General features: G+C 40.5%; 21 protein-coding genes, 1 tRNA gene and 1 pseudogene. 7 read left to right on the forward strand and 16 right to left on the reverse strand.

The features are described from left to right. Positions 1-30 precede the first annotated feature (30 nt). A complete protein-coding gene (locus D1136_RS02835) occupies positions 31-1,215 on the forward strand; it encodes a glycosyltransferase family 9 protein (RefSeq protein ID WP_237566964.1) in 1,185 nt (394 codons plus the stop codon). Here D1136_RS02835 and D1136_RS02840 read toward each other — a convergent pair. From D1136_RS02840 to rlmH, 3 genes are read right to left on the reverse strand one after another with little or no spacing between them, the layout of a single operon-like run. Beyond that, a complete protein-coding gene (locus tag D1136_RS02840; RefSeq protein ID WP_161876110.1) occupies positions 1,190-1,699 on the reverse strand; it encodes a hypothetical protein in 510 nt (169 codons plus the stop codon). The two genes, D1136_RS02835 and D1136_RS02840, sit on opposite strands and share 26 nt — an antisense overlap. A 9-nt stretch (positions 1,700-1,708) precedes the next feature. Continuing rightward, positions 1,709-5,308 (reverse strand): HAMP domain-containing sensor histidine kinase, encoded by a 3,600-nt coding sequence (locus D1136_RS02845; RefSeq protein ID WP_161876111.1) that lies wholly within the window; start codon positions 5,306-5,308, stop codon positions 1,709-1,711. Between the two features lie 18 nt (positions 5,309-5,326). Further along, the gene (gene rlmH / locus D1136_RS02850; RefSeq protein WP_161876112.1) at positions 5,327-5,800 is read right to left on the reverse strand and encodes a 23S rRNA (pseudouridine(1915)-N(3))-methyltransferase RlmH; all 474 of its coding nucleotides are present in this window, start codon (positions 5,798-5,800) and stop codon (positions 5,327-5,329) included. Between the two features lie 165 nt (positions 5,801-5,965). Here rlmH and D1136_RS02855 point away from each other — a divergent pair. Further along, a tRNA-Ile gene (locus D1136_RS02855) sits at positions 5,966-6,039 on the forward strand. A 315-nt stretch (positions 6,040-6,354) separates the two neighbouring features. Here D1136_RS02855 and D1136_RS02860 read toward each other — a convergent pair. Next, the gene (locus D1136_RS02860; RefSeq protein WP_161876113.1) at positions 6,355-7,047 is read right to left on the reverse strand and encodes a hypothetical protein; all 693 of its coding nucleotides are present in this window, start codon (positions 7,045-7,047) and stop codon (positions 6,355-6,357) included. A 151-nt stretch (positions 7,048-7,198) separates the two neighbouring features. Between D1136_RS02860 and D1136_RS02865 the strand changes: the two genes are divergently transcribed. The 3 genes from D1136_RS02865 to D1136_RS02875 all read left to right on the forward strand — a co-directional run bounded on the left by D1136_RS02865 (position 7,199) and on the right by D1136_RS02875 (position 8,082). Beyond that, positions 7,199-7,609 (forward strand): hypothetical protein, encoded by a 411-nt coding sequence (locus D1136_RS02865; protein ID WP_161876114.1) that lies wholly within the window; start codon positions 7,199-7,201, stop codon positions 7,607-7,609. A gap of 90 nt (positions 7,610-7,699) precedes the next feature. After that, positions 7,700-7,900, forward strand: coding sequence for a hypothetical protein (locus D1136_RS02870; RefSeq protein WP_161876115.1), 201 nt, complete (start codon positions 7,700-7,702; stop codon positions 7,898-7,900). Next, on the forward strand, positions 7,843-8,082 hold the full coding sequence (locus D1136_RS02875) for a hypothetical protein (RefSeq protein WP_161876116.1): 240 nt from the start codon (positions 7,843-7,845) through the stop codon (positions 8,080-8,082). The genes D1136_RS02870 and D1136_RS02875 overlap by 58 nt, the downstream gene beginning before the upstream one ends. 127 nt (positions 8,083-8,209) lie before the next feature. On the opposite strand, the gene D1136_RS02880 is transcribed toward D1136_RS02875, so the two are convergent. The 7 genes and pseudogenes from D1136_RS02880 to D1136_RS02915 all read right to left on the reverse strand — a co-directional run bounded on the left by D1136_RS02880 (position 8,210) and on the right by D1136_RS02915 (position 13,440). Continuing rightward, complete coding sequence (locus tag D1136_RS02880; protein WP_161876117.1) at positions 8,210-9,121, reverse strand: helix-turn-helix domain-containing protein; 912 nt, start codon at positions 9,119-9,121, stop codon at positions 8,210-8,212. 139 nt (positions 9,122-9,260) lie between these two features. Then, positions 9,261-9,482 (reverse strand): annotated as a pseudogene (locus D1136_RS02885) (KilA-N domain-containing protein); the annotation flags it as partial. Positions 9,483-9,896: 414 nt separating this feature from the next. Then, positions 9,897-10,274, reverse strand: coding sequence for a hypothetical protein (locus D1136_RS02895; protein ID WP_237566965.1), 378 nt, complete (start codon positions 10,272-10,274; stop codon positions 9,897-9,899). Between the two features lie 174 nt (positions 10,275-10,448). Continuing rightward, positions 10,449-11,135, reverse strand: a complete 687-nt coding sequence (locus tag D1136_RS02900) for a DUF3800 domain-containing protein (RefSeq protein ID WP_161876119.1) — start codon at positions 11,133-11,135, stop codon at positions 10,449-10,451. Between the two features lie 396 nt (positions 11,136-11,531). Further along, positions 11,532-12,392: a restriction endonuclease gene (locus D1136_RS02905; RefSeq protein ID WP_161876120.1), complete on the reverse strand. Its 861-nt coding sequence runs from the start codon at positions 12,390-12,392 to the stop codon at positions 11,532-11,534. Positions 12,393-12,562: 170 nt separating this feature from the next. Next, the gene (locus D1136_RS10990; RefSeq protein ID WP_202623043.1) at positions 12,563-13,168 is read right to left on the reverse strand and encodes an HNH endonuclease; all 606 of its coding nucleotides are present in this window, start codon (positions 13,166-13,168) and stop codon (positions 12,563-12,565) included. 80 nt (positions 13,169-13,248) lie between these two features. Then, complete coding sequence (locus D1136_RS02915) at positions 13,249-13,440, reverse strand: hypothetical protein (RefSeq protein WP_161876121.1); 192 nt, start codon at positions 13,438-13,440, stop codon at positions 13,249-13,251. Between the two features lie 255 nt (positions 13,441-13,695). Between D1136_RS02915 and D1136_RS02920 the strand changes: the two genes are divergently transcribed. Next, the gene (locus D1136_RS02920) at positions 13,696-14,136 is read left to right on the forward strand and encodes a hypothetical protein (RefSeq protein WP_161876122.1); all 441 of its coding nucleotides are present in this window, start codon (positions 13,696-13,698) and stop codon (positions 14,134-14,136) included. Between the two features lie 27 nt (positions 14,137-14,163). Beyond that, complete coding sequence (locus D1136_RS02925) at positions 14,164-14,460, forward strand: SymE family type I addiction module toxin (RefSeq protein WP_161876123.1); 297 nt, start codon at positions 14,164-14,166, stop codon at positions 14,458-14,460. Between the two features lie 79 nt (positions 14,461-14,539). Here the strand turns inward: D1136_RS02925 and D1136_RS02930 are convergent, their stop codons facing one another. From D1136_RS02930 to D1136_RS10875, 5 genes are all read right to left on the reverse strand, one after another. Further along, a complete protein-coding gene (locus D1136_RS02930; protein WP_161876124.1) occupies positions 14,540-15,451 on the reverse strand; it encodes a Dam family site-specific DNA-(adenine-N6)-methyltransferase in 912 nt (303 codons plus the stop codon). Beyond that, positions 15,441-16,262, reverse strand: a complete 822-nt coding sequence (locus D1136_RS02935; RefSeq protein WP_161876125.1) for a type II restriction endonuclease — start codon at positions 16,260-16,262, stop codon at positions 15,441-15,443. The genes D1136_RS02930 and D1136_RS02935 overlap by 11 nt, the downstream gene beginning before the upstream one ends. Before the next feature lie 79 nt (positions 16,263-16,341). Then, positions 16,342-16,521: a hypothetical protein gene (locus tag D1136_RS02940; protein ID WP_161876126.1), complete on the reverse strand. Its 180-nt coding sequence runs from the start codon at positions 16,519-16,521 to the stop codon at positions 16,342-16,344. 83 nt (positions 16,522-16,604) lie between these two features. Then, on the reverse strand, positions 16,605-17,030 hold the full coding sequence (locus D1136_RS10870) for a DUF5675 family protein (protein WP_237566966.1): 426 nt from the start codon (positions 17,028-17,030) through the stop codon (positions 16,605-16,607). A 13-nt stretch (positions 17,031-17,043) separates the two neighbouring features. Beyond that, positions 17,044-17,196 carry a hypothetical protein gene (locus D1136_RS10875; RefSeq protein ID WP_237566967.1) on the reverse strand — a complete coding sequence of 51 codons (153 nt, stop codon included), beginning with the start codon at positions 17,194-17,196 and terminating at the stop codon, positions 17,044-17,046. Positions 17,197-17,277: the final 81 nt, after the last annotated feature.

Genomic DNA, 17,277 nt, shown 5'->3' on the forward strand with positions numbered 1-17,277 from the left:
TTTAATTTCGTTACTCAAAATGAAATGCCTATGACCATCGGCCAGCCAATCATTGAACACAGTCTGAAACACTGCATATACCTGCATCAGCATCCAGAACTCAGCTTTCAGGAATACGCTACAAACGACCACATCAAAAAACAACTGAAAGCCTGGGACATCCCTTATGTCACATCAGGCCCGACAGGTATTACTCCTAAATCCGTTCCTATGCCTAAATTTCTAATCATTCGGTTCAGTTCCATCGGCGACATCATCCAGTGTATGGGTATCATCGGCGGTATAAAAAAAAAGTTCCCCAAAGCCGAAATTCATTGGATAGCCCGCAAAGACATGTCTTCCTTTCTGGCAATGGATGAACGGATCGACAAAATATGGGCATATGATAAAACAAGCGGATTACGGGGACTCTGGCAAATGGCCTACAAACTGAGAAAAGAACAGTACGACTATATCTACGACGCGCACAGTAACATCCGTTCAAATATCCTTAAATCCGTCTTATATTCCAGGATAAAACACCATCCCCGGACAGCCTTGCGCAAAAAAGAACGCAGGAAAAGGATTCTCTTGTTCAGGTTCCGGAAAAACCTCTTTGACTGGCCATTCCGGGGAGTAGAATCTTACCGGAAGCCTCTTTCGAAATGGAATATCACAACCTTTCCAGACAACTATCGGAACTGGCATTTCCCCCTCCATTTTTCACAACAACTGGACTCTTTTATTGTCAGTAATACCGTTACTTTAGTACCTTCTGCCAATTGGCCCATGAAGCGTTGGCCGATAGAGCACTGGCAAACATTAATCCGCCTTCTTCCCGATTACCGATTCATCATATTAGCCGGTCCTGCCGATACGTTTTGCAAGGAAATAGAAGATGTCGACCCGGAACGGGTCCAGAATCTCGCCGGTAAGACTTCTTTATTAGAATCCTGTTACCTGGTCCGTCATTCCCATATAGTTGTCAGCGGAGACACCGGCTTCATGCATGCTGCGGATTTATTCCGTGTGCCGGTCTTAGCCTTAATCGGTCCTACGGCTTTCGGTTTTCCTTCCGGTCCCACAGCTGAAACCTTTGAAATACCTCTACACTGTCGTCCCTGTACAAAAGACGGAAGGGGAAAATGCAAACAGCCTGTATATCAAAAATGCATGGTAGACATCAGCCCGGAAAAAATAGCCAACCGACTCAAGTGCCTTCTCCCGCTTTCTTAGCCCAATGCTCCGGCTGCATTTTTAACTTCAACCGGGCTTTTCGTTTTTTCAGGGCCTCAGCCTGAATTCCGAGAATACGGGAAATGGTTTTGTTGTCCGTATGAATCTTCATCATCAGCCACAATAAGACATCCTGTGTTGACAATCCCGGATATCTTTCATACAAATCCAGAATCTCGTCTTTCCGGTTTCCGGCACAAACAGTCACCAATTCACTAAAATAAAAATCTTTTTCCTGCTTGCTCAACATCTGATACTTCTCATAAAACACAGGATATTTGACAGGAATACGGTATTCTATCATCAAAGCATTCAAATCGGAAATGCTATTCAAAGAAGCCAGATGGATAATATCATTCAAAGTAATTTCCAACCCGGCAGTCATTCTGTTTCCTTTGCTATCCCCGGTCTTATTCTTTCTCCTCAACAACCACATAACCCCCATTCCTACCAGCACTCCTGCGACAAATACCAATATATCCATAACCTTCATTTATTCATTCCTATACCTGTCCAGGACTACAAAAAACTCCGTACCTTTCTCCAATTCCGTACGGAATCCTATGCTTCCTCCAAAACTCTCAACAATACTCCTGGAGATAGCCAGTCCAAGTCCCGTTCCACTCGATTTGGTCGTAAAGTTCGGTTCAAAAATCTTTTTCCGAAGCTCTTCCGGAATCCCTACCCCATTATCTTTCACCCGTATTTCCACCTTCCGGTCAAAGACCTTCACAGTCACCCGTATTTCCCCTGCACGTCCTTCAGGAATGCTCTGCTCCGCATTCTTCAATAAATTGATTAACACACGCCTCATCTGTTCTTTGTCCGCATACACCAAACTTCCTTCCTCCACTTCACAAGTTAAAGTGCTAACACTATTCCGGAACAAAAGAATACAATTCTTCACCAGTTCATCCAACCTCAGCACCTCCGCCCGAGCCACAGAAAGTTTGGCAAAATCAGAAAAAGCCGAAGCAATATGAGCCATATTATCAATCTGTTCCATCAGCATTTTGGAAACTTCCTGAAAACGCTGCTTAAACCTTTCATTATCCTCCATCTGCAAAGAACGGAGCATAAACTGAATATTCAACTTCATCGGAGTCAGAGGATTTTTAATCTCATGCGCTATCTGACGCGCCATTTCTCTCCAGGCATTCTCCCGTTCAGAGCGCGCCAACTGCTCGATACTTTCTTCCAGCTTATCCACCATATTATTATATTCCCGGACCAACATCCCCACCTCATCCTTCTGATGATAAGTTATCTTTTCATTTTTTCCGCCGATACGCATCATTTTCAACTTATCATTCAGCATTTGTAAAGGTTTCGTCACCCGCTCAGCCACCACCCCCGAAAGGATAAAAGCCAGCACCATCATCACTATGGCTATATTCACCGTAATAATCACCATGATAATAATATCCAGATTCAATTCATCGTTCTGGGCAAAATAAGGAATATTCAAAATATACGTTTTTCCGTTATCCAGCATCAAAGGCATATACACGGAAAGATATTCCAATTCTGCTATACTTTCACTTTCTATATAACTGGCAGTATTCAAACTGCGAATCTGTTTCAATGCTTTAGGATTAATCAGGTCTCCCTGAAATCTATGCTGAAAAATTTCCGGACGGGAAGTAGCCACCAAACGACCCGATTCCGCATAAACATTAATATCCACCAACAATAGTTCCGACATATCGGACAACGTTTCTAAAATATCAGGACACTCCTCCCAATCCACACACTTTAAACGTTCCAATTCTTTATTGACATATTTCAACAAATCAATGGCTTTAGCATTGTGCCGGCTTTCAAAACTCTTGGTATTGGTATAAATACTTAAAGCAGTCAGAAGAACGAATAAAACAAAAATCAGAGAAATCACACTATTCTTTATTCTGGCCTTCAAAGTTCCCCGCAAGAAGTTTATGTCCCGGTTTACATTGAAAAAAAGACCATAAGAAGAAATCAGGATACAAATGAAAAAAGCATACAAAGCATTCATGTAATACAAAGAAAATGTACTGCCATGCAGGCTGATCACTAAAGTGCCCTCCCGGTCCACCGGAATCAACATATGGGAGTAGCCGGCCTTCTCTATAATTTCTACCTTTTCGGGATTTCCTTTTACCAAAGCATCCAACTTTTTATGATAAACAAAATTACCGGATGACGACACCAATTCTCCTCCGGAATACTTAGCGTAAGAATAATGATAAACATGATTATTTTCATCGGCAGACTTCCGGGAAAGCAACTGGGGATATCCTAATCCTTCATCATCCTTTGGGGCATCAAAACGCAAATAAAGATAAGTATCCCCAAAACAGAAACGACCAATATAAGTAACAAAACCGTCAAAAACACCAATAGAATAAAAATGCGTACCTTCCAATTCATATCCGCTTTTCTGGATAAGCTCCTCAAAATAATTACGACATTCCCACAATTCTCCTATATCACTGAGCCACAGACTATCCCTGTCCCGACAAAAAGTAATGTTCGGATAATAATTATAGCCGGTCATATCCAACATACTTTTTCCCAACAAAGAATCTGCAGCCACATCATGATGCCCATCCAATAAATGTCTTAATTCATCCGATTGTGCAATGACCTCATCCAGCTCCAGTAACCGTTTTTCAAAATTATAATCTCTCTCCTCTATCAACTCGGTTGCATAATTCATACGCTGGCGTTGTTCCTTAAACTGTTCATAACTCTTGGTCACCATCACAATATAGACAGAAAGTAAGAAAATCACCAGAATATAAATACTTCGCTGAATATCTTTCTTTACTAAATATTTATTAACGGCAACCAACAGAATGATCACCCAGATAAAAAAACAATCCCAGAAATGAGTATACAACCGTAGCCAATGCCCCATAGGCCATAAAAACAAACAGACACAGGTTGCAAGTAAGACCATTGATCCGAATGAGAAAAAATGCTGAAAAACAGAAACCATCCCGTAGAGAATCAACACAATCACCAGTCCACTGAGAATGATAGCAATAAAAGCCACTAATGAGGAAATACCGACATTCACTAACTGAGCAATATTCAAGTGAATATCCATATTCTCCACGACCAGGTCAATTGAGAAATTGAAAAAATTAATATAAAAGAATACAAATAAAAACAAAACGGCAGCCATCACGTAACGGTAGCGCCTTAAAACCGGATTCTCATAATTTATCTTAATATTCGAAAGAGTGACATACATCACCTGAAACACACAAAAAGCCGTCAGCAAAAAATCTCCCAACGAAGAAATAAATATGTCTTTGGATAAGGTTTCATTGAAAATTGGCAAACGATAGACAGAAGGAGGCAAACGGAAAGTCTGCATAAAATAACGCAATCCGCACAAGAACAAAATAAAAACAAACAAATAAAGCAATTGCGATTTCCAGGAAGAGGTATTTTTCAACACCAAGCCATAGATATAAAACAAACTAAGAAAAAACAACAAATACAAAGTAAAGAGCAAATAACTTGGCACCCTTTCTTTATAATGCGGACCAAAAACAACATGAAACAATTCCTTCCCTTCCCGGGTTGTGATGACATGTCCTTTTTCCACGGAAGAAGTAAAAAGTTTTATCTGGTCTGTATTATCTTCGGAGATACGAAGAAATTTTCCATAGCCGTCTTTTATATACTTATTGGTATAAGGATAACTGTACTTTATCCGCAACAGGGCAAAATAATCCATATCCTCACTCCGCCTATGGCGTACCTCATAATAAGCATTCCCGATTTTTACAAAATGGTTTCCCTGATTCAATTGCTCATACAACCCCGCTTGTCCCAATTGCCCGTTAGTCCAGAATACAATCTGCCCTTCCCGGAATCCGAGAAACACCACATCCTCTTCCCACTCCTCAAGGTCTGCATCAACGCTATCCTGAAAGGTAGCCAACAAATCGTCCGCCCTTGCTTCCGCCCAATGTAAATGTTCTTCAAAATGCCGTAACCACAGATTCTCAGCCTGATGGTAAAACAAATATTCTAATACAGCAGCCCCCGATAAAATACTCCACGCCACCACTAATGCCAGCCACAACTTCTTTTTCATACCCTGCCCGGTTTATTATTATTCATGATGATAGGGCTCTCCCTTAAGAATTGTCATTGCCCGATATAACTGCTCTGTAAAAATCATCCGGATCATCTGATGTGAAAAAGTCATCCGCGACAAAGAAATCTTATCATTTGCCCGTTGATAGACCCGTTCGGAAAACCCATAAGGTCCTCCTACCACAAACACCATCTTCTTTACGCTCCCCACCATCTTCTGTGCCAAAAAACCAGCAAACTCCACAGAAGTAAATTCCCGTCCTTTCTCATCCAACAAAACAACCCAATCCGTTGCCAGTATTTCTCCTAAAATCATCTCTCCCTCTTTCTCTTTCTGCAAAGCCTCCGTCAGATTTTTTGCATTCTTTACATCTGGCAATACCTTCATTTCATAAGTCACATATCTCTGCAAACGCTTCTCATACTCCGCAATTCCCTCCCGGACATACCCTGCATCGGTCTTACCGATAACCAATAAACTTATCTTCATACCTGTTAAATTACACCCCGAACATCACTCCACTCCCCCAACATCTTTCCCAACCATCGAACGAAAATAACATTTTTTTCCCACATCCTTTGTAAAAAACCGGATTTTATCCCTATATTTGCACCCGTCAAAGGGAATATTCCCGCATTGACGCACGGAAGTGCAGGTCCCATAGCTCAGTTGGTTAGAGCACCTGACTCATAATCAGGGAGTCCTTGGTTCAAGCCCAAGTGGGACCACGATTTTAAAACCCAATTATCTTATTTACAGATAGTTGGGTTTTATGATTTAATAAATTGCAGAACATTTGCAAAACACAAGATGAAAAATAAGCGGCTGGTTAGAGCCGCTTATATACACAATACAAGTAAATGATTAGTTGCCGGAGAGCTGTTTTGTGTCTTTTCTGCCCTCTCCTTCTTCCAATTTTTTTTTACGTTTTTGAATGTGGGAGATTCCTAAGGTCAAAATTGTAAGAATGATGTCCCATAGGGTCGATTTCCAGTTGTTTGCCATGATTGCCTCCTTTCTTTTGTGCGGAATTGTTCCGCGGGTTATGAGCCGGATGTCTCTCCGGCTATGTTTGTGACTGTGGTTTGACGGGCAGATGCGTAACCGCTAAGGGTGTTGATTGCATAGATTTGTATCTGTACTTTGTCACCAGTGGCAGGTGTTCCGAATTGTGCGGTGTACTTTTCGGTGATGATGGCCTCGGATGTTCCGCTGGCAACGGTTCCCACCTGCCTCAGTCCGTTTATGTTGGTGCTTTGACCGACAGATAACGGAGTGATCCGGACTACCAGCACATCGTTTTCTTCAACGTTTCCCTCCAAAACGATTTTCAATTCTGATTCTGAAAGGTTTACAGCTTTAAAGTTGGGGAGTAAACCGGTCATGTTGTCGACGGGTGCCGTTAATGGCGTGTTGATTCCGATGAGTTCGAGGTTCATGTTGCAACGGACGTAAAGGTTGAAGCCGCTGATTTTACCGGATATGCCGTAGTAGGTGCTGGAGGCAGAAACGATTTTTGCTTTTTCTGCCCAAAGGGCACGTTGTGCATCGGTCAGGTCTTGCCAGTTTTTGGCAAAGCGGGTGAAGTTCTGACGGACTACGCGCTGGTATTCTGTGTCTGTGTAAGTCGGAGCCACTTTGTTGCGTACAACCAAGTGGCCGGCAGAGTGAGCGGCGGTGATGTTACCAGTTGAGCCGGTGAAGTCTTCAAATAGTTCGTTTGGTTTTGCTTTCATTGGTGTTGATTTTATAAGGTTATTAAATGGATGTTCACAATATAGAGGTATTTATGTTGTGTTGTGGTCTGTGGGATTGGGTTTAACATGAGTGGAGGGATAATGCGCAGGGGGTGTTTGGTGTGAGTGATGCCGGTGGTATGCCGGAGATATGCCGAAGGAAGTAAGGCCATTTTATTATGTGTTTTTGCGCCGGGAGAGGACGATGGAAGAAGTAGGGAGGTGGCTGTCGGCGCAATTGCAAGACGGTGGAAAAGGCGGTGCGGATGGGCGGGTTCGGGGGATTCGTGTGGTGGAGGTAGTCGTGAGGGGAACTCGGACAGAAGGGTGCGAAGCGGGACAATTTGACGTGGCCGGTGGGGCGTGGTCGGAACGCCACGCCCACCGGTCTCGTCAATTGTTGAAGCGTGAGGGGGGTGAGTTCCTGCCACGACTATGGCGGTGGATGGGATGGCCTGAGGCGGTGTGGCGGGTGGGCTCGCAGGCCTGTATTTTAGTGGGTCGGGGGGAGAAAATACCAGGCTTGTGTATGCGAGGGACGGGGTGGAGCGTGAGGGTGTGACGGGGTGAATGGGGATTTGGTGTGGTTGTTTTCGGTTGTGGGGAGGTTGTGGGAACAAGCACACGAAATGAAGCGGAAGGGTGAACGGGCGTGCGGAAAAGCCCGCGAGAGAAGGATGGCAAAAGAGAGGAAGTGAATGGCGGGCGTAGTTGCAGGACGGTGGTAAAAGCGGTGCGTGAGGGAGGGATAGGATTCGGTGCATTATCTCCGGGAGATGTTGATGCACCAGCCGAATGGCTTTGCGGAGGGGCGGGTTATGCCGGCGTAAGGAGGCGGAGAAAAGAGGTGTAGTTTTGTTTCCGGCATTGCAGGACGGTGGCAGATGCGCAGAGGAGGGTGTGGTGTGGAGGTTCGCGGGGTATCAGGGCCGAGGATGGGACGGTGTGACGGATGGGTATGGCTGGGATGGCGGAGTGCGGTATCAGGGGTTTGCGGGTATGGCAAGGGTGGCGCGGAGCTTTCTGGAAACATAATCGTAATTAAATTATAGGACACGCGGAGCGGAGCGAGCATGTTCTATAATTTTGATTATGTTAGAAGGAAGCGGATGGAATAATGATGACTAAAAGTGAAATGTTCTTTGCAAGCAAGAGCATCAATTTATTGCCTGGCCAGAAGGTCCGCAATTAAAAAATCTTTTACAGTAAAATTTGTTTCCGTAGCCACCATACATTTAATATATGAATTAACGGAAAAAAAGCGTTGATATACTCTGATTGTACCTATGGGTTTTGTGACATTGGGTAATAACGGTTCATAAGGAGCCGGCAAAAACATTGTTGTATTAGGAATCAATTTGTTACCTGCTTTATTTTCAAAATAAGCCTGATATTTGTTATCGTAAACAGAAAATTGCGGAGTTACTATATAAGGTTTTAATTCCGGTTGTATTTCAACAAAACAATTTATGTAGTTAGCAGCAATCATTCCTTTGTTGCTAAGAAATATTGTAATATCAAAGGTATTTGTCGGACGTGACAATATATCAACCAGAGGTTTGACAGAGAGTGAAATTTCTATTTCAGGTCTATTTTGACGATTTATGATGTCTTTTAATTCCCAATCATCCATTGCCGAGGCCATAAAATTATACCTTTTATAATATTTTTTATCGGGAGCCTGGTGAGCCGTATTGCTTTTCGGAATATCAAGAATAAAAAACCAAGAGCCATCTTCTGCAGTCAATTTCGTTATTACAATGTCTTTTATTTTAGGAGTTATGTTTGAACAGATTATTTGTTCCAACCATTCTTTGGTCAATTTCGGATCAGTTATAGAGGTAAGTTTGTCAGCTTTGCCCCGCAAATCTTTATCTTTAGTTTCCTGAATACCGAATATAATTGTTCCGCCATTAGAGTTTGCCATAGCGGAAATGTCTTTCATTAATTCTTCTTTTTCCCGTGGTTTCAATCTTGCATTGGAAAGTGCATCAGCATCTTTGAATTCTAATGTGTTGGTTTCTTCTTCTTGGTTATTAACCAATTCCTGAAGATTTTCGATTGTCCATTTCATTGTCCGATATAATTTTATCTTTATGCAAAACAAAGGTAATGACTTTCCCAAATAAAACAACGGCGGGTTATTCTGCTGGTGGTATGTCGGTCAACGGGAAAGGCGGAATCGTTTTTGTGTTATCGGTTTGACAGAACTGTCCGTTTGTATTTCTAATTGTGGCGAATTCGCCATAATTAAAATCCGGATTGTACACTTTTTCCCAAATACCGATATATTCAAGCGTATTACGGTTACGCAGCCAGTCCGTGATGAAGAAGTCTCCATCTTTGGCTCGTAGCATATCTGTCAGGCAGATATAGTCTTCGCCATTGACTTTTACAATATTGATTTCTGTATTTTGAACCGTAATTTTCATTATAGTAAAAATTGTTTCTTTCACAAAGTTAGAAAAAATTGACACATGAGGACGGGATTTTACTTTGAGAGGAGGAAGATGTGAATTTTTATCTGCAATGGTTTGATGAGATGGAATAAAGTTGTATATTCAGAGGGAGGAATTTGTTATGAAGGCGGAAGAATTGGTTTGTTTAATTCATGGTTTCACCGATAGTACAAAATTGTTGCTCCGGGCGGCGTTTTTAATTGTACCGAATCCGGTATAATTAAAATCGGGACGCAAAAGCCCGGTGGGTTCCTGAAAGTTAAATTTGAAACAAGAAGATACAGTTATTTGGACAGAATTTTTTTTATTCGTAATTTTGTAATGCTCATCTATAAATAGAAGGAGTTTCGAGGCTCGGTTTATCATGATATAAATCTGAGCCTTGCGTTTTTAATATACTACCTTTAATCTGTTGCTTAATTTTTGTTTCATCTGTTTTTCTCCGTAAGTTTCATTCAGATAATAGGCCGATAGTAAGTAATAGGCCTGACTATTCCTGAGTTGCGGCTCTAAAACTATTACGTATTTCCGGGTGATATTATAAATATAAGTCCTGTATATATCTTTGTGTTTTTTGGGGTCCCGTTCTATTGTAGAGAATATTTCAAATATACTGTCACTGACTTTTTCTTCTATATGGTTTTTTATCCAATGTAATCTTTCTGAACGAAAAGGATCGTAAACCCGTTTAGGGTATTTTTTTCCTTCGCTCTCTTCGATAATTTGTTTACAGGTTAAATGTTTGAATTCCCTCTCCATATCAATCATTCCTTCTGATTTTACCGGGTAAATTTTTTTCCCCCTAAAAGAGAAATCCGAGTTATCAGCAATATCACGATTAAAAATTCTTTTTAAAGAGTTTATCCTGTCGGTATCACTCAAATGATTTAGTTCCAAAAGAGCCGGATATTTTTTAGTCAAATTAAAGGTCATAGGAATAGTTTATTTGAGTGAAATGAAAAACAGATTAAATTTCTTGTGGGATAAGGGAGTGGTCCGGGCTAAGGAAATATTTGTGTGGGATTGTATTTTCTCTACAAGTTTTCTTTTTGCTATAACTTTGCCTTTAATATCGCCTTTTTCTATACGCAAGTTATAGTTTATCGCCCCCATTAAAATGTCTGCAATTTGCAAAAAACAACTTTCATGTGAACGTATGAACTGAAAATTTCTGATTGAGGTATTCCAATGCAAAATATCTTTCAATTTGTGCAGTTTTTTATGACTGCAAGTGTCTTTTATATCAAAATAGACATTGTAATTGTTTTCTAAATCAGTCAGTTGATGTAATAATTGGAAGTACATCCTGAAATAGAAGTCATTGAATGTGTATTCCGGACGCGTTTCGTCAATCTGACTTTTATCTATGATGACTGCACGAAAATTTAAGTCTGTCATTAAAAAATATTCCAGGATTTCATTATACATCGGGTAGGTTTTATCGTGTACGTTCGTCCATTTTAGCTCTCCCCGGAAATGGTATTTAGTTTTTATCAGTTTTATTTGCTCTTTTGCCATTTTTATCTGAGGATAAGCAATACTGACGTAGCCTAATAGCATGTAAGGATGATGGTCGTTTTTCAAATGTGTGCTTTCGTCGCAATATATATTAAATGTTTTTTGTGCCATGCTTTTTTTGTTTGGTCTCTACAAATGAACAAAATAAACCTCAAAGAGACAATCATTTATTCATTCTTTTCTGTAAGAGGGTGTTTCTTTGTCAGAAAATATGAGGTGTTTTTTGTATTACAATTTTTTGTCTTTAAGGGTTTGGTGAGATGGAATAAAGTTGTATATTCAGAGGGAGGAATCTGTTATGTAGGCGGAAGAATTGCTTTGTCAGCCAGAGAGGACATTTCAGGTCTGCCAGTGTAGCATACGGTTCTGTACCCCGTGGGAAGCATTAATGTGCCCCCAGCCTTCTGGGTGTTAAGCAACGGGAAAGGCGGAACCGTTTTTGTGTTACAGGTTTGACAGAAAAAAGACGTCATTTCGCTGTCCGTTTGTGTCTTATGATTCGTTTTTTTATTCTTTCATGACGATGAGTTTGATTTTGCCGCTTTCCGCATCTTTTAGTATTGCTTTTATAAATTCGTGTGCATCAATGGATATGACTGTTGTCTGTTTTTTTATTTCATGGGTGTATTTTATTTCTTTTATTTTTACCGGTCCCCAATAGGTGGTATCTATATAGGCATCCAGAAAGTTGAATGTGAAGTCGGATTCTTTTTCAAATTTTTCCGGCAGTTTCCTGTCTAATTCATCAAGGGTTGTAATTGTCTGTCCTTTCCCGTCGCGGATTTTCCTGTCTTTGGTTCCTAACGGAATATGTGTCGCTTCGCTCCATCGGATGGGTGTGCGCCTGGGCGGCCAATCAAAGTTACTCATGAAATCAAGGTTTTCTTTGTATTGCTGAAAATTCAGATTTTTAGCTTTTGCCCATTCTTCATCCACTAAAAACAAGCAATGGCGGATTTTTGCGTCGATATTTAATGTTGTTTCTCCAATGATTCCTTCTCCTTTATTGGGTGCCCTTAGTTCCATCAGGTTAATATCATAATGAGAGGCGTATTTTTTTGCACCTTCCTGATAACCTATTTTCGTTACCATGATGCCGGCAACATTGTTTAAATCGATTAAAACGCCATAAAAATCCCGAACCTTTCCAAGAGAAACCGCCTTGTTGTAGTTTTTGCATTCTATGGCGACTTTGCGCCTGACTCCTTCTATTTCATATTCCCAATAAACATCTATCTGGTGTTTTTGTCCTGATTTGCCAGTCAGCTTGACGTTATGTTTAACTTCTGTCGTTTTGACTACATCAGCATCAAGTAATTTTTGATAGACTTCCCGGGTAAATTTTTCGTATTCGATATTGGGGTTCATATACTACTGTCTTAAAATAATGTGATAAAGATAAATATAAAAAGAGAAGAAAAACAGATAAGGATGTAAAGATGCAAACAGATAGATACGAAAAAAAGGGAAGTAAAAATGAGCTTTTCGCTTTTGGATACACAGGGACGGGAGTTGAGGTAAAACTCCTGCCCCAGGTGTCATACAATTAATGAAATTTTGAAAGTTTCACCATTTATTTTTAGAATTAATGAGTGGTTATCCCTGTAAATAATTTCGCGTTTACCCAAATCGAATTCTTTGTGGTGGTTAGGACATAAGAGCAAAATGTTTTCTAAAGTTTCTTTTCCTTTGTCACATTTGGGGTCAATATGGGCAGCCTCAACGTAGTAGGTGCCATCCCGTTTCAGAATGGATTTCCCGCAAAGCTGGCATTTAAATTTCCTCAAATATTTGATTATGGCTATTGATTCATTGTCGCGTTTATTTCTTATCCCTTTGTAGGTTTCGGTTCTGTCTTGTTGATTTTGGCGTTTGGATAAGAGGTTTAATAGCTGTTCTTTTGTTTTTCTTGATTTTCTTAGTTTTTTTATGTAGCGTTGTTGTTCTTTTTCATTTGTTTCACTGTTGAAGTCAGTATCTATGGATTCTGTTTGTACGATTTCTGATTCGGAAGGAATAAATGACAGGTTAAAGATATTGTCCTGAATTTTAGTGAATTTCAGTTTGGGGTATGGTCTATGTTGAGTATCGGGATACAAATCACTGAATATTTTCCCCAAGTTGCTGAACCATCTGATTTGCACCCGAAAACTTCTGTTGTTTATGATATAGGCATTATAAGAATGCCCATTAAATTTGAGTATAATTTCTCTTTTTTGCCCTGCTAAAAATTTTTTGCATTGAAATAATCCAAGACCTCAAAGGGGATACCTGAGCCTTTATACTTGAAAAAAGATTTATCACAGTTTTTTATTACAGTTTCATGATTCACAACTTCCCATGAATGATATATCTTTATTTCAGGCTCTTTCATCGTTGGTAAATTTAAGTAAGCTAAAGATAAATATTTTTCCATTATTATAATGTTTTTATCTATGGATGTTTGGTGAGATGAAATAAAGTTGTATCTTTGAGGTGCATGTCATTAATCAGAGAAGCAGTGAACCTGCTTCAATTTCAGTAGCGGGATTTTTTATGTCCGCTAACTCGATACACGGTTCCGTACCCCCGTGGGGAGCATTAATGTGCCTCCGGCTTCTCTGAGGTGACATGCAACGGGAAAGGCGGAACCGTCTTTTTATTTCCGCCCTCACTCCAAATATCAAAAATTATGAGTACCGTTGATTTTACACCGGAGAAAAACAATGGACCGCAACGGCTGACGCGAGGTCAGAGGCGGTTGGAAAGGCTGTTTAAGATGGCCGGGAAGTATGCTTTGACGAGCAAGAAGGGTTATTCACATTACAGGGATGCGCTGGATTTTATGCAGGATGATGCGGGAATGATGGAGGCGTTGTTCCGGACGCTGGATTGTTCGTGGACAGACGGGCTGGCAGAGATTCAAAGGGCCTGCAATTATTACATTATGTATGGCGGATGCAGCCGGGAGGAGAAGGAGCGGGTTGGATGGGCTATGGGGAAATGGATGGTAATGGCGGCAAAAATCGGGTCGTTTGGCCGGTTGATTTCTGAGAAGCTGTATTATTATGAGCAGATTGGCAGCGAGCTGGAGGAAATTATGAGGATAAGGGCCAAGAATGCGATGGTTTAGTTGTTTACCTGTAAAATATGAGAAGTTATGGCAAAGGTTGATGTAAGGAAAAACAGGGCAGAAATGCCGGAAAGGAGAAATGTATTGAGGAAGGTAATCAGCCCGACAGTGACCGAGGTGGCTGTGGAGATTAAGACGGAGACGCCGGAGGTGCATTATCTGAAGGTGCAAGGTTTGTTTGAGGAAGGAAGAAAGGAGGTTCCTTTTTTACGTTTGAAGGGGAAGTGGATGAGGGAAGCCGGGATTGTAGAGGATTCGTATGTGAGTGTGACGGTGATGGAGGGGTTGCTGCTGATCCGGAGGGTGCGGAGTAAGGTGGGATGATTGAAGGGGATAAAAAGAGACCGCCATTTATTTAATTTATGACGGTCTTTTTTATTCTGCTTAGATTTTATTATGAATATTAAAATAGTGTTAGCTCTACTTTTTCCTGCTTTCTCTCTTGTCTTGTCACAGGCTGAAAGTTATAAATTAATGCTTCTACTATGGAGTTTCTGTTTTCTACTTTACCTCCACTATGATAAAAATGGTCTTTAGTTTGAATATTAAAACAATCCCAATACTTCGTAATCATTTCATTTTCCCGATAGGCATTGTGATGCCATGTTGAAAGTATAAATTTAGCTTTTGTATTGGAAAGTAGATGAAACAAATGTTCTTCATCTGCTTCTGTCCAGCCATTATAATAATCAACATAGCGACCAAAATATGGTGGATCGCAATAAATTATATCTCCCTCCCCTGCCATTGTAATTATTTCCTCAAAATGTACATTATGAAATGTCCAAGGTTTAGATAGGATTATACGTTGGATTGCTTCTACTTGATTACATATTTTAGTAATATATGGAGCTGCAAATCTATTAGGCTTTTTGCAGAAAGGAATATTCCATTCACCTTTTTTATTGAAACGCATCATGCCATTAAATCCCGCCCGCGATAAAAATATAAAATCTAAAGGAGAGTTTTCTCTATTAAAACGATTTTTGATTTCTCTATAATAAGCATATCCATTTTCTTCTGCACAAGCTAAAATATTTCCCGCTTCTTTCAAGTACTCCCTCATTAAAGATTTATTAATAATTCCATTTTGCAAATCGGTATAAAACCGAATAATGTGCGGATTGGTATCTCCCACAATAAACCGACCTTGCAAAGGAGAGTTAAAGCCAACAACACCAGTACCAAAAAACGGCTCATACCAATTAGCATTTAAAGCAACTCCAGAGGATAAAACAAGATTATTAATCCAATCAACTAATTTTGTTTTAATTCCCTGAGATTTAATAGGAGGTATATATGTTTTAGTTTTCATCAGAGATATTTTTTATTTTATCTAAAATCTCTACGTTTTTCTGTTTATATTCTTTATACGAAAGAATATTAGTATAAGGAGGTTTTTCTAAACCTAATTCTTTAGCATCCTTAGCATTGAGATAATACATCCAATAGTCATCAAATACTTCTTCTCCTAACTCTGCAAAAATACCTTTCCCTTCTGTCAATTTATCAATTGTATTGACTGAACCTATGTTTTTTGTATTTCCACTTCCAGGACGATCACAAGCAATTTTATATTTTGGTTGTAAAAAGAATTGAAAATCTCTTATCACAGATTTTATCTGATCAAAGTTTTCTAAACTATATATCTCTTTTTCATTAGATAGATTTTTATTTTGAGTGTAAATAACCCCTAATACTAAGTGTGATTTATATTGTCCATAAGGGAAAGTTGTATTTTTAGTAGAGGTTCTTTCCCTAAAATACCCTGAAAAAGCTCCTAATGTCATTGATTTTATTTTATTTTTTGAATCCCGAAAGGTGCTTTTAAAATCGACAGCAAATAAATTTCCTTCTGCATCCAAAAAGGTCATGTCAGGATAGAAATTTTGTTCTTTAGGTAATATTAATTTTAAACCATTTTTTTCAGCAAAATGGTTTAAAGGTGGAATTAAAAGTATTTCTATTATTTTGGAAACAACTTTTGTATCAAGTGTTATCGTATAGATTCTTTTATAAATATCAATAAAGCCTTTTACAATCCAATCTCCTTTATCTGTAGCCAATAGTTGATTATATGATTTTATTTCCTCGGTAAGTAGATTGAAAAATTGTTCTTTTGTCATAATACGTTTTTTAAAGTATTGTAGAAAATAGTAAGGTACAAACTTAACAAATATTTTTTAGTACTAAAGGAGAAATAATTTAATGAGGTCTAAGATTTTCCACAAAAATCCACAAAGCGGTGAAGGAATGGAATGAGAGGGTGCAGTATTGGGGGAGGATGAGGTGGTAGTGGCCGGTGCGGATGTGGATGCGGGCATGGAAACGAGCGGCTTTGCGCTGGAGGCGGCGGAGGTTTTGGGGTGTGAGTTTTTTGAACATGGGTTTTGGATTATCAGGGGTTAGTCTTTGGTTAGTGGATTTGGAACCGGAGGTGAACGGGTGCGGATCATGAGGACGAGGGATTAACGGGTGATGTATAGGAAGATTTCGCGGTGGGTGGCCTGGATGGCACGGGCGAGGGTTTCGAGCTGACGGAGGGCGGAGCGGGATTCGGTGAGGCAGCCGTTGCGGAGGTCGATGCCAGGGAGGATGCAGCCGAGGGTGTCGGCGGAGGTGTTTCCGGCATGGATGAGGATGCCGGAACGGTGGGGAACGTCGCAGAGGCAGAGTTTTTGGAGGCCGTGACGGGGGCTGTCGTGGAATTTGAGCCGGTAGGCGGCAAAGGGGACGGCGGTGTTGGCGGTGTTGTGGAGGGTGTTTTCCGGCGGATAGTATGGCGGTTCGAGGGTGCGGACGTAGAGCCGGTTCCGGTAGAGTATGGAGCCGATGGTCCGGTCGGTGTAAAATTCTTCACGGATGAGGATGAGGGTGTTGAGGTTGGTTTGCATGGTGTCAGGGGTTTTAAGGTTTGGGACGATAGTTTTTACAGGCTTTTTGTTTTGCTGAGACGGTGCGCTGTTTCTGGCCGTAGCAGCGGCCAAGCTCCCGGTTGAGGATGTTGGGGTCAATGAGGAAGTGGAAGCAGCGGCCACAGTAGTAGGTGCGTTTTTTCATGTTGGGAAATGTTTACAGGGTTTGGAATGGGGTTTGATTTTTGCCCACGCGCAGGCGCGGGGGTGTTGATGACAGAGTTGA

The organism is Odoribacter sp. Z80 (genome assembly GCF_009935865.1).
Taxonomy (GTDB): domain Bacteria; phylum Bacteroidota; class Bacteroidia; order Bacteroidales; family Marinifilaceae; genus Odoribacter.

Coding starts and splice junctions, on each gene's coding strand:
- D1136_RS02835 (WP_237566964.1), top strand. CDS start 31: ATGACCATCGGCCAGCCAATCATTGAACACAGTCTGAAACACTGCATA.
- D1136_RS02840 (WP_161876110.1), bottom strand. CDS start 1,699: ATGGATATATTGGTATTTGTCGCAGGAGTGCTGGTAGGAATGGGGGTT.
- D1136_RS02845 (WP_161876111.1), bottom strand. CDS start 5,308: ATGAAAAAGAAGTTGTGGCTGGCATTAGTGGTGGCGTGGAGTATTTTA.
- rlmH (WP_161876112.1), bottom strand. CDS start 5,800: ATGAAGATAAGTTTATTGGTTATCGGTAAGACCGATGCAGGGTATGTC.
- D1136_RS02860 (WP_161876113.1), bottom strand. CDS start 7,047: ATGAAAGCAAAACCAAACGAACTATTTGAAGACTTCACCGGCTCAACT.
- D1136_RS02865 (WP_161876114.1), top strand. CDS start 7,199: ATGCCGAAGGAAGTAAGGCCATTTTATTATGTGTTTTTGCGCCGGGAG.
- D1136_RS02875 (WP_161876116.1), top strand. CDS start 7,843: ATGGCTTTGCGGAGGGGCGGGTTATGCCGGCGTAAGGAGGCGGAGAAA.
- D1136_RS02880 (WP_161876117.1), bottom strand. CDS start 9,121: ATGAAATGGACAATCGAAAATCTTCAGGAATTGGTTAATAACCAAGAA.
- D1136_RS02895 (WP_237566965.1), bottom strand. CDS start 10,274: ATGATTGATATGGAGAGGGAATTCAAACATTTAACCTGTAAACAAATT.
- D1136_RS02900 (WP_161876119.1), bottom strand. CDS start 11,135: ATGGCACAAAAAACATTTAATATATATTGCGACGAAAGCACACATTTG.
- D1136_RS02905 (WP_161876120.1), bottom strand. CDS start 12,392: ATGAACCCCAATATCGAATACGAAAAATTTACCCGGGAAGTCTATCAA.
- D1136_RS02915 (WP_161876121.1), bottom strand. CDS start 13,440: ATGGAAAAATATTTATCTTTAGCTTACTTAAATTTACCAACGATGAAA.
- D1136_RS02920 (WP_161876122.1), top strand. CDS start 13,696: ATGAGTACCGTTGATTTTACACCGGAGAAAAACAATGGACCGCAACGG.
- D1136_RS02925 (WP_161876123.1), top strand. CDS start 14,164: ATGGCAAAGGTTGATGTAAGGAAAAACAGGGCAGAAATGCCGGAAAGG.
- D1136_RS02930 (WP_161876124.1), bottom strand. CDS start 15,451: ATGAAAACTAAAACATATATACCTCCTATTAAATCTCAGGGAATTAAA.
- D1136_RS02935 (WP_161876125.1), bottom strand. CDS start 16,262: ATGACAAAAGAACAATTTTTCAATCTACTTACCGAGGAAATAAAATCA.
- D1136_RS02940 (WP_161876126.1), bottom strand. CDS start 16,521: ATGTTCAAAAAACTCACACCCCAAAACCTCCGCCGCCTCCAGCGCAAA.
- D1136_RS10870 (WP_237566966.1), bottom strand. CDS start 17,030: ATGCAAACCAACCTCAACACCCTCATCCTCATCCGTGAAGAATTTTAC.
- D1136_RS10875 (WP_237566967.1), bottom strand. CDS start 17,196: ATGAAAAAACGCACCTACTACTGTGGCCGCTGCTTCCACTTCCTCATT.